9 protein-coding genes are annotated in these 11,414 nt (G+C 66.8%); 7 read left to right on the top strand and 2 right to left on the bottom strand.

Annotated features, from left to right (window positions below):
- On the bottom strand, nucleotides 1-167 hold a 167-nt coding region (locus tag A5740_RS26320), incomplete at its 3' end, for a sigma factor (RefSeq protein WP_305800113.1).
- Between the two features lie 298 nt (nucleotides 168-465).
- On the opposite strand from A5740_RS26320, the gene A5740_RS26315 reads away from it, so the two are divergent.
- Genes A5740_RS26315 through A5740_RS26295 form a run of 5 tightly spaced genes read left to right on the top strand, consistent with a single transcriptional unit; the run spans nucleotide 466 to nucleotide 7,027 of the window.
- The gene (locus A5740_RS26315) at nucleotides 466-894 is read left to right on the top strand and encodes an MmpS family transport accessory protein (RefSeq protein WP_076199090.1); all 429 of its coding nucleotides are present in this window, start codon (nucleotides 466-468) and stop codon (nucleotides 892-894) included.
- Nucleotides 891-3,800: an RND family transporter gene (locus tag A5740_RS26310; RefSeq protein WP_076199064.1), complete on the top strand. Its 2,910-nt coding sequence runs from the start codon at nucleotides 891-893 to the stop codon at nucleotides 3,798-3,800. The genes A5740_RS26315 and A5740_RS26310 overlap by 4 nt, the downstream gene beginning before the upstream one ends.
- 11 nt (nucleotides 3,801-3,811) lie before the next feature.
- Nucleotides 3,812-5,035 (top strand): MFS transporter, encoded by a 1,224-nt coding sequence (locus A5740_RS26305; protein ID WP_254849347.1) that lies wholly within the window; start codon nucleotides 3,812-3,814, stop codon nucleotides 5,033-5,035.
- Nucleotides 5,035-6,192: an acyl-CoA dehydrogenase family protein gene (locus A5740_RS26300; protein ID WP_076199062.1), complete on the top strand. Its 1,158-nt coding sequence runs from the start codon at nucleotides 5,035-5,037 to the stop codon at nucleotides 6,190-6,192. The genes A5740_RS26305 and A5740_RS26300 overlap by 1 nt, the downstream gene beginning before the upstream one ends.
- 28 nt (nucleotides 6,193-6,220) lie before the next feature.
- Nucleotides 6,221-7,027 carry an acyl-CoA thioesterase II gene (locus A5740_RS26295; protein WP_076199060.1) on the top strand — a complete coding sequence of 269 codons (807 nt, stop codon included), beginning with the start codon at nucleotides 6,221-6,223 and terminating at the stop codon, nucleotides 7,025-7,027.
- On the opposite strand, the gene A5740_RS26290 is transcribed toward A5740_RS26295, so the two are convergent.
- Nucleotides 7,017-8,495, bottom strand: coding sequence for a PucR family transcriptional regulator (locus A5740_RS26290; protein WP_076199058.1), 1,479 nt, complete (start codon nucleotides 8,493-8,495; stop codon nucleotides 7,017-7,019). The genes A5740_RS26295 and A5740_RS26290 overlap by 11 nt on opposite strands.
- Before the next feature lie 111 nt (nucleotides 8,496-8,606).
- Here A5740_RS26290 and gabT point away from each other — a divergent pair, with 111 nt between their 5' ends.
- The gene (gabT, locus tag A5740_RS26285) at nucleotides 8,607-9,953 is read left to right on the top strand and encodes a 4-aminobutyrate--2-oxoglutarate transaminase (protein WP_076199056.1); all 1,347 of its coding nucleotides are present in this window, start codon (nucleotides 8,607-8,609) and stop codon (nucleotides 9,951-9,953) included.
- Entirely contained in the window at nucleotides 9,950-11,401 is a 1,452-nt protein-coding gene (locus tag A5740_RS26280) for an NAD-dependent succinate-semialdehyde dehydrogenase (protein WP_076199054.1), read from the top strand. Before gabT ends, A5740_RS26280 begins: the two co-directional genes overlap by 4 nt.
- Nucleotides 11,402-11,414: the final 13 nt, after the last annotated feature.

The following is an 11,414-nucleotide window of genomic DNA, read 5'->3' as shown; positions in this document are numbered from 1 at the left end:
ATGTTGGTGCCCTCGGAAAAGGTGTGAAAACCGCTGTAGGCCTTGAGAAGTGTCTCCTGCACGAGGTCTTCGGCGTCGTACCGGTTGTGGGTCAGCCGGCGGGCGCCACGCTCGATCTGCTCGACCCACGGCAGTACGGCGTCGACGAACCGATCGGTGTCGCTCATGTGGGGGGACGCAATCGCTCGTTGTTCGCATTCCAACGCCATGGCAACCTCCCGACATTGCATAGAAATTCTATGTATAAGAATAGCCGATCTAGGTAGCCGATGGCCAATCGGGGTCGAGACTTTGGGGGAGGAGATCATCGCTCCAAGCTTTCTGCCAGCTCTTTCACAGCAACAGGCGGCCGCTGCCCGAAGTTCAGGACAGGTGTAAAGTTTCACCCCGCTGTACATAGGTATTCGAACTAATTCACGCTGGACCTGTCGGGAGGTGTTCGTGAGGGCTGGGTCGGTCGGCGGACTGTTCAAGTGGATCTGGATTCCGTTGGTGCTCGTGGTGGTGCTGGCGATCTCGGGTCTCGTGGTCTCACGACTGCACCGGATGTTCGCCTCCGAAGATCTCAATGCCAACGCCGGAGCCGGCATCGAGATCGTCCAGTTCAATCCGAAGGTGGTCTTGTACGAGGTGTACGGACCGCCCGGAACTTCCGCCGATATCAGCTATTTCGATCCGGACGCCAAGGTGCACTCGGTCAACGCCCCGCTGCCCTGGTCGGTCACCTTGTCCACCACGTTGCCGACCGTCAGTGCGAACCTGATGGCGCGCAGCGACAGTGAGAGCAGCGGCGACCACATCGGGTGCCGTGTCACCGTCAATGGCACTGTCCGCGAGGAGCAATCCGCCAATGGCGTCAACGCCCAGACCTACTGCCTGGTGAAGTCCGCATGACCACATCCGCCACCTCGCCCGGGTCCACCGGCACGCCGAAGCGTCCCGTCGTCCCGCACCTGCTCCGCATTCTGGCGTGGCCGATCATCCTGTTCTGGATCGCGATCGCGGTCGTGGTCAATGTGATCGCGCCCCAGCTCGAGGTCGTCGGCGAATTGCATGCCGCACCGATGGCGCCCGAGGACGCCCCGTCGATGCAGGCGATGAAGTTGATGGGCGCCAACTTCAAGGAATTCAACTCCAACAGCACGATCATGATCGTCGTCGAGGGCCAGGAACCGCTGGGCCCGGACGCGCACCGGTACTACGACGAGATCATCCGCAAACTGCAGCAGGATCCCGAGCACGTCCAGCACATCCAGGACTTCTGGGGTGACACGCTGACCGCGGCCGGCGCGCAGAGCGCCGACGGCAAGGCGTCCTACGTGATGATCAACCTTGCCGGCGAGCAAGGTATGACGCTTGCCAACGAGGGCGTCGAAGCCGTCCGCAAGGTCATCGAAGAGACGCAGGCCCCGCCGGGGGTGCAGGCCTACGTCGCGGGCCCCGCTGCGCTCACCCGTGATGAACACGTCATCGGTAACGAGAGCCTGGGCATGATCACCGTCATCACCCTCGCCGCCATCGCGATCATGTTGCTGGTGGTCTACCGCTCGATCATCACGACGCTGATCCAGTTGTTCCTGACGTTCCTCGCCTTGCTCACCGCGCGCGGGGTGGTCTCGGTGTTGGCGATGAACGATGCATTCGGGTTGACCACGTTCGCCGGCAGCATCCTCACGATGCTGGCCATCGCCGCCGCCACCGACTACGGCATCTTCCTCTTCGGCCGGTATCGCGAAGACCGCGGCGTGGGGTTGGACAAAGACGACTCGTACTACGCCACTTTCAAGTCCGTTGCCCCCGTGATCGTGGGCTCTGGCCTGACGATCGCCGGGGCAACCTACTGCCTGAGCTTCTGTCGGCTGCCCTACTTCACGACGATGGGCGCACCGGTCGCGATCGGCATGGTCGTGGTCGTGGTCATCTCGGTCACGCTCGGCCCGGCGGTGCTCTACCTCGGTAGCCGGGTCGGGCTGTACGAGTCCAAGCGGCCCCCGCAGAGCAAGTTCTGGCGCAAGGTCGGCACCGCGGTGGTGCGTTGGCCCGCACCGATTTTCGTGGTCAGCCTGTTCGTTGTGCTGATCGGGGTGGTGGCCATCCCCGGATACAAGCCGGCCTACAACGACCGGTACTACCTGCCCGACGACGCACCGGTGAACGTCGGCTTCGCCACCGCCGACCGGCACTTCACCCAGGCCCGGATGAACCCCGACATCCTGATGGTCGAGTCGGACCACGACATGCGCAACCCCGCCGACATGCTGGTGCTGAACAAGATTTCGAGCAACGTCATGCACTCCGACGGCATCGCGATGGTGCAGAGCATCACCCGGCCGCTGGGAATCCCCATCCAGCACAGCTCGATTCCGTTCCAGACGAGTATCTCGGGCCAGACCAGCAATATGAACCTGCCGTTCCAGCGCAAGCAACTCGAAGACCAGCTTCGAATGATCGACGCGACCAACACCTCGATCGACATCATGAAGCGGCAATACCAGCTCTCGCTCGAACAGACCCAACTGACCCAGGACTCCGCGGCCAAGTCGGCCGAACTGCTCGAGGTGACCAAGAAGATGCGCGACAACATCGCGAACTTCGACGATCAGTTCCGGCCCCTGCGCAACTACTTCTACTGGGAACCGCACTGCTTCGACATCCCGATGTGCTCCGCGGCGCGTTCGGTCTTCGATGCTCTCGACGGGATCGACGAGCTGACCGACAAGACCGCGTCGGTCCAGGTCAACACCGACCAACTGGCCGACCTCGCACCGAAATTGACTGCGCTGTTGCCGCAGACGATCGCGTCGATGGAAACCAGCCGGGACCTGTCGCTGGCGTCGTACAACTCGCAGAAGGCCCTGATCGACCAGATGCAGGCGATGAACGACACCGCGCTGTCGATGGGTGCGGCCTTCGACGACGCCAAGAACGACGACCTGTTCTATCTGCCCCCGGAAGCCTTCACGAACCCCGACTTCGAGCGCGGCCTGAAGATGTTCCTGTCGCCGGACGGTAAGTCCGCCCGCATGTTCATCACCCACCAGAGCGACCCGGCGACGGTGGAGGGCATCGCCCGGGTCGAGTCCGAGCGCAAGGCCGCGCAGGAAGCCCTGAAGATGTCGTCGCTGTCGAACGCCAAGATCTACCTCGGCGGTGTCGCGGCCACCTACAAGGACATGGCCGACGGCGCTCGGTACGACCTGATGATCGCCGTCGTGTCGGCGCTGACGCTGATCTTCATGATCATGCTCATCCTGACGCGCAGCGCGGTGGCGGCCCTCACCATCGTCGGCACGGCGGGCAGTTCGATCGCCGCGTCGTTCGGCATCTCGGTGCTGCTCTGGCAGGACCTGTTCGGCAAGCCGATCGAGTGGCTGGTCATGTTGATGTCGGTGATCATCCTGTTGGCGGTCGGATCGGACTACAACCTGCTGCTGGTGTCTCGGTTCAAGGACGAGATCCACGCCGGCCTGAAGACGGGCATCATCCGGTCGATGGCCGGCACCGGCGGCGTGGTCACCTCGGCCGGGCTGGTGTTCGCGGCCACGATGGCCGGCATGATGGCGAGTGACCTGATTGTGCTGGCCCAGATGGGCTCGACGATCGCGATAGGTCTGCTGATCGACACCTTCATCGTGCGGTCGCTGTTGATGCCGTCGATCGCGACCATGCTCGGCCGGTGGTTCTGGTGGCCGCAGGTGGTCTATCCCCGCGGGGACAACCACTTCCGCAAGCCGGTGACGCGGCGTCCGCCTGGTTCCGATGACGACGACACTGCGGCGATCCCGGTGACCACCGGCTAGATTCACCGAGGATGAGCTACCTCGGCGAGCTACGGACCCACTGGCAACCTCTGGCCGCCGCGACCGCCGGCCTCAGTGCCGGCCTGAGTCTGAGTGCGTACACGAACGCCGCGATGGGGCCGCAGTTCCTCGCGGCGTTCGGATGGAGCCGCTCGGATTTCGCGCTGACCGGGGCGATCACGTTGCTCACCTTCGTGTTCCTCCCGATCTACGGCCGCCTGACCGACCTGTTCGGGGTGCGCCGGGTCGCGGCGACCGGTGTCGTCGGGCTGCCGCTGTGCTGGCTCGCCTACGCGATGATGTCCGGTCCGATCTGGCAGTACTTCGCGATCAACGTCGTGCTCATCGCGCTCGGGGTGACCACCACCCCGGCGATCTACAGCCGTCTGGTCGCCACCCGGTTCCACGCCGCCCGGGGGTTGGCACTGGCCATCGCGATCTCCGGCCCGCCGCTGCTGGGCGCGGTGGCTGCCCCGGCACTCGCCGTGATCAACCGGGTCTACGGCTGGCGGGCCGGTTGCGTGGCGATCGCCGTGACCATCGCGGTGGTCGGTGCCGTCGCCCTGCTGCTCGTCCCCCGGCGAGACGCGGACACCGGACCGGCGGCGCGGAAACACAAGACCGGCAACGATTATCGAGCCATCTGCCGAAGCCGGGTGTTCTGGATCCTGTTACTGGGTGTGCTGTTGTGCAACCTGTACCACTCGGTCACCACCACCCAACTCGGGATCATGCTGGGTGACGCCGGGGCCGGTGGCTCGGTCGCGGTACTCATCACCGTGTTCGCCACCGCCGTCATCGTCGGCCGGTTCGTGTGCGGGGTGGCCCTGGACCGGTTGCCGCCCCAGATGGTGGCTGCGGTGGCGATGGCCCTGCCGGGGCTCGGCTGCCTGCTGGTGGCGTCGCCGGCCGACCACATCGGCGTGCTGACGGTCGCGGTCTGTTGTCTGGGCGCCGCCTGGGGAGCCGAAGGCGACGTGATCGCCTATCTGGTGGCCCGCCATTTCAGCCTGGACGTGTACAGCACGGTGCTCAGCATCCTGTCCGCGGTGATCGGGGTGTCCTCGGCGCTGGGTGCGGTGGTGCTCAGCCGGATGTTGGCCGCCAGTAACAGCTTTGACGGATTTCTGGTCCTGGCCGGCGTCGCCGCGCTCATCGGCGGTGCGCTGTTGCTGCTGCTGCGGCGACGCGACGTCGTCTTTACAAATGATTCGGAAAATGTCACGGTGTCCTGATGGACTTCTCCCACGTCGACCTCTCCGCGGACGATCTGGCGTTCCGCGATGAGCTGCGGGCCTTCCTCGCCGAGGTGGTCACCGACGAGGTGATCGAGCATGATCGCGTTACCGGCGAGAATTTCGACGAGACAGTGCATCTGGCCTTGGGCGCCGCCGGGTACCTGACCGGCGACTACCGGGCCGAGGCCGACGGCGGATTCAGCGCGGTCCGGCGCCGCATCTGGGAGCTGGAAGTGGGCCGGGCGCACACCCCCTGGTTCCACTGGGGAACGACCGCGATGGTCGCGCATTCGATGGAGAAGTTCGCCTCACCCGAGCTTCTCGACGAGGTACTGCCCGGTGTCTTGGACGGGCGACTGCGGCTGTGTCTGGGCTACACCGAACCCGAAGGCGGGTCCGACGTCGCCACCTGCAAGACCCGTGCGGTGCGGGAAGCGGATGGATCAAGCTGGGTTATCAATGGGTCCAAGATGTTCACCTCGAACGCGCACAATGCCCAGTACGTGTTCCTGCTGACCAACACCGATCCCTCCGCCCCGAAGCACAAGAGCCTGACGATGTTTCTGGTGCCGCTGGATTCGCCCGGTGTCGAGATCCAACCGATCCGCACCATCGACGGAGACCGCACCAACATCACCTACTACAGCGACGTCCGGGTCAGCGACCGCTACCGCGTCGGCGAGGTCAACGGCGGCTGGACGGTGTTGCGCGGTGCCCTCGAGCTCGAACACGGCACCTTCGAACGCGAGACCCGCGGCCTGCAGAAGCTCGCCACGATGACCGAGCACATCACATTGACGGCCGAGGCGGTGGACCGGGTGGCGGCCATCGCGCCCGACGACGCCGCGTCGCGATACCGGCTGGGACGGGCCATCGCCCGACTGGAAGCCGCGATGAGCAGTCCGGACATGTACGGCCGCGTGGCCATCGCCCAGACCATGCGCGACATCTCTCCGGACCTGATGGACATCGCCGGCCCGGCGGCGGCCCTGCCAGTGGGGGCCGCCGGGGCCGCCGACGACGGTGGTGCCGAGTACATCTTCCGATTGGCCGGCCCGACCGGCATCTACGGCGGCACCCTTGAGGTGTTCCGCAACATGATCGCCCAGCAGGCGCTGGGGCTGGGCCGGCCGAACTACGCATCGGCCAAGTAGCCGTTCGTCGCATCGGTAGGGTGGCCGGGTGCATCCCTTGGACAAGGCCCTCGAGCTCGAACCAGCAGGTGATGACCTCCTGCGCGGGCGGACGCTTTCCGAGTGGGCCAACATGGTCGGCCCGTTCGGCGGCGTCACCGCAGCCACCATGGTGCGGGCAGTCGAGCTGCATCCGCAGCGGCACGGCCAGCCGATCGCGCTGACGGTCAATTACGTGGCGCCCATCGCCGACGGTGAATTCGAGATCGTGACACGGTGCGTCAAGACCAACCGGTCCAATCAGCACTGGGTTGTCGAACTCAGCCAGGACGGCGAGGTCAAGACCACTGCGACCGCAGTTTTCGGGCTGCGTCGCGACGGCTGGTCGGACACCGAGATCGATCCGCCGCAGGTCTGCCCACCCGAGGACATCGAGCCGTCGGTCCCGCCGTTCTCAGTGGCCTGGTTCGACAACTACGACATGCGGTTCGTCGACGGCGCGATGCCGGATGCCGCGAATGATCCGGTCGAATCGGCCGGCTCGACCACGACGTTGTGGGTGCGCAACAATCCGGCCAGGGCACTGGATTTCGCCGCGCTGACCGCCGTGAGCGACATCTTCTACCCGCGGGTGTTCTTGCGTCACGGCAGGTTCGTGCCGGCCGGGACGGTGACGATCTCGGTGTACTTCCATGCCGACGAGCCGCAGCTCGCGGCTCAAGGGGACGACTTCATCCTGGGAACCGCACGGGCGCACCAATATTCCGGCGGCTACTTCGATCAGAGCGCACGTCTGTTCGGCCGGAACGGCACGCTGCTGGCCACCAGCCACCAGTTCGTGTACTTCAAGGCCTGAGACCCTCGGGAACCGATTGCAGGGCGATCCACGCGCTCACCCGGGTCTGCGGATCGTCGAGCTTCCCGGGCAGCGCCGCCTCGATCGCCGCGAGACGGTTACGCACCGTATTGCGGTGCAGGCCGAGCTCTTCGGCGACCTTGAGTCGAGATCCGTGGTGGCGCAGGAAACAACGCAGCGTTTCCAGCTGCTCGGAATCGAGGCCGCGCAACCACGATTCGGCGAATGCGGCGGCCTTCGCCGGATCGATCAGACCGAGCGGCCCGTTGTCGATCACCCGGTCCCACACCACAGCGCCGGATCCTTCGGTGGCCTGGGCCAGAGCCAGCCCGGCCGTCCGGTAGCCGGTCTCGCCGTCGCCGGGGGCGACCGAGTTGCCGACGCCGACCAGCAGCCCGTCGTCGGTCAACCGGGACGCGGTCGATTCGGCACGGGAAGGTTCGGTGATCGCGCACAGCTCACCGGCATAGACCCCGGCGAGGATGCCGCGTCGCTCCAGAGCGGCCACCGCATTCTCGATGGCAGACTCGTCCCCGCCGGCCCGGAGGAATCGGATGCGCTTGGGCAGCACGGTCGCCGTCTGGTCCACCTCCAACACCAATTGGGCGGTGCGGACATCGCTTTCGGCGAGCAGCTCGAGCGCCCGGCTACGGAGGTGTTGTCGAGTCGTGGCGCGGCTGCGGTCCTGCTCGTCGATGAGCCCCAGCAGTGCCACCGCTGTCGTCACCGCCTGACGGTGGCCCTCCGACGCCCTGGCCGGCATCAAGGCGGCCAGATAGGCCGACGCCCGGCCGCGCAACCCGATCGGGTGTACCGACACCGACAACGTCGGATCGGACTGTGCTGCAGCCGAACGCAGTCCGTGGGCCTGCAGCCTCCTGACGTCGTCGGCGACCTCGTCGAGCGGAAACTCGCTGCGGCGGGCCCCCACTGGACCGGTGACGACGCGGCCGTCGGGATTCATCAGGCAGGTCGCGCCGTCGAGTGCGGCGGCCAGCGCCGTGATGACCGCAACGGCAGGATCCGGTTTGGCCGCCGCCGAGATGAGTTTGCGCTGCGTCTTGAGCGACTCGCGGTTAGCGCTGGATTCCTGTTCCTCCAGAAGGTGCGCGACGTGTCGGCTGATCGCGACGAACGTGGTCGGGCGCGGCACCTCGAACAGATTCACGTGATGTCTGCGGCAGGCCGCGGCGAGTTCGGCGGGGGTCTCGGCGTGGGTGAGTCCGACCGCGAACCCGACTCCCGCCACGCCGGCGTCGGCCAGTCGGTGCACGTAACGGTCCCACTGGTCGTGCCAGTCGCCGGTTTCCAGGCCGGTGGTCAGCAGGATCTCGCCGCCCTCCAGGAACGGCCCCGGATCAGCGAGTTCACTCGTGGCCACCCAGCGGACCGCCGCGTCCGGCCGTCCGACCTCGACTGCGCGCAGCCCAAGGGCCCGCGTCTGCAGTAGATCACCGACCAGCACCATCGTGCCAGTCTTGCACAATCCACCGGGAGGGCGATGTGCATTTCAGACCTCCCGCCGGAACGCTGAGTTGCCTAGCGTGAGCGTCATCACCGCCAGCAGCAGGAGGAACACGTGACCATCGCCGAGATCGCCGGTGCGGCCATCACCCAGGAACGTCGGCTCGTCACGCCCATCCCGGGCCCCGTCTCGCGGAAATTGCAGGCCAGAAAGGTCGCTGCGGTGGCCGGTGGCGTCGGCACCACGCTGCCGGTCTATGTGGTGGCCGCCGGCGGCGGAATCCTGGTGGACGCCGACGGCAACCAGCTCATCGACTTCGGCTCCGGCATCGCGGTGACCACCGTCGGCAACAGTGCTCCCGCCGTCGTGGACGCGGTGACCGAGCAGGTCGCCGCTTTCACCCACACCTGCTTCATGGTCACGCCTTATGAGGGCTACGTGCGGGTGGCCGAAGAGCTGAACCGGCTCACGCCCGGCGATCACGACAAGCGCAGCGTGTTGTTCAACTCCGGTGCCGAGGCCGTGGAGAACGCCGTCAAGATCGCGCGTGCCCACACCCGCAGACAGGCTGTCGTGGTGTTCGACCACGCCTACCACGGTCGCACCAACCTCACCATGGCCATGACCGCCAAGAACCAGCCCTACAAGCACGGGTTCGGGCCGTTCGCCGGTGAGGTGTACCGGGTGCCCACCTCGTTCCCGTTCCGGGACGGCGAGACCGACGGTGCGGCCGCGGCCGCCCGCGCCCTGGACCTCATCGACAAGCAGGTCGGTGCCGACAACGTCGCCGCCATCGTGATCGAACCCATTCAGGGTGAAGGTGGATTCATCGTTCCCGCACCGGGATTCCTGCGCGCTCTGCAGAACTGGTGTACCGACAACGGCGCGGTGTTCGTCGCCGACGAGGTGCAGTCGGGCTTCGCCCGCACCGGCGCGATGTTCGCCGTCGAGCACGACGACGTGGTGCCGGATCTGATCGTCACGGCCAAGGGCATCGCCGGAGGGCTGCCGCTGTCGGCGGTGACCGGTCGAGCCGAGATCATGGACGCCCCGCACGCCGGCGGTCTCGGCGGTACCTACGGTGGCAATCCGCTGGCCTGTGCGGCCGCCCTGGCGGTCATCGAGACCATCGAACGCGACGGATTGCTCGCCCGCGCCAGGCAGATCGAGGAGACCATGACCGGCCGCCTCAAGGCCATCGCCGCCCAGGACTCCCGGATCGGCGAGGTCCGTGGCCGCGGCGCCATGATCGCCGTCGAACTCGTCAAACCCGGCACCGTCGAGCCGGACGCCGACCTGACCAAGCGCATCGCCGCCGCCGCGCACGCCCAGGGGCTCGTGGTGCTCACCTGCGGCACCTACGGCAACGTCCTGCGTTTCCTGCCGCCGCTGTCGATACCCGACAACCTGCTCGACGAGGGCCTGGACATCCTGGCCGCCATTTTCGAGGAGATCCGATGAGCCACGATGTGATCGCCGAACTCGACGCCAAACACGGCATCCTCATCGACGGCCAGGCGCACAGTGCCGCCACCACATTCGACGTGTTCGACCCGGCCACCGGCCAGACCATCGCCCAGGTCGCCGACGGCAGCGTCGCCGATGCACGCTCGGCCGTGGACGCCGCGCACCGTGCATACCGTGGCTGGGCCGCGACGAGCCCGCGACAGCGCAGCGACATCCTGCGCCGTGCCTACGAGCTGATGCTCGCCGACGCCGATCGGTTGACGGCCCTGGTCTGTGCAGAGAACGGCAAATCGCAGACCGACGCCCGCGCCGAGGTGGGATACGCCGCCGAGTTCTTCCGCTGGTTCGCCGAAGAGGCGGTCCGCACCGACGGCGGGTACGGGGTGAGCCCGGCCGGAGGCACCCGAACCTTGGTCACCCACAAGCCCGTCGGGGTCGCCGCGCTGGTGACGCCGTGGAACTTCCCAGCTGCGATGGCGACCCGCAAGATTGCCCCGGCACTGGCGGCCGGCTGCACCGTGGTGCTCAAACCCGCGGCCGAGACGCCACTGACCGCGCTGGCGATCGTCGGCATCCTGTCCGCCGCCGGGGTGCCCGACGGTGTCGTCAACCTGGTGCCGACCTCCGATGCCGCCGGCGTGGTGGAGACCTGGCTCAGCGATGCCAGGGTCCGCAAGATCTCGTTCACCGGCTCCACCGGGGTGGGCCGGGTGCTGTTGCGGCAGGCTGCCGAGCGGATCGTCAATGCCAGCATGGAGCTCGGCGGAAACGCCCCGTTCGTCGTCACCGCCGACGCCGACGTCGAGGCTGCCGTGGCGGGTGCGATGGTGGCCAAGTTCCGCGGTGGTGGCCAGGTCTGCACCGCGGCCAACCGCTTCTACGTCCACGCCTCCGTCGTCGACGAGTTCGTCGCGCGGTTCGGCGCCCAGATCACCGCTCTGCGGGTGGGCCCGGCTTCCGATCCGGCGTCGCAGGTGGGCCCGCTGATCACCGAGCGCGCCGCGCAGCGCGTGACCGCGGCGGTCGACGCCGCGGTGGCCGCCGGCGCCGTCGTCGCCGCACAGGCCGAGGCGCCCACCGAGGGATGGTTCGTCGCACCGACCCTGCTGACCGGCGTCGCGCCGGACGCCGAGATCCTGGCCGACGAGATCTTCGGGCCGGTCGCCCCGCTCGTGGTGTGGGAGGACAACGACGAGCTGCTGCGTTGGGTCAACGACACCGAATACGGTTTGGCTGCATACGTTTACGCCGGACGCCTGCAGGACGCGGTGCGGCTCGCCGAATCGTTCGACGCCGGCATGGTCGGCATCAATCGGGGAATCGTGTCCGACGTGTCGGCGCCGTTCGGCGGAATGAAGCAGAGCGGGCTCGGTCGTGAAGGCGCCCGCGACGGGTTGCGCGAGTTCCAAGAGACGCAATACTTCAGCGTGGCGTTCGACTGAGCCCGGCCATCGG

Source organism: Mycobacterium sp. GA-1841, assembly GCF_001954135.1.
Lineage (GTDB): Bacteria > Actinomycetota > Actinomycetes > Mycobacteriales > Mycobacteriaceae > Mycobacterium.
This window is presented reverse-complemented; position numbering and strand designations above follow the sequence as displayed.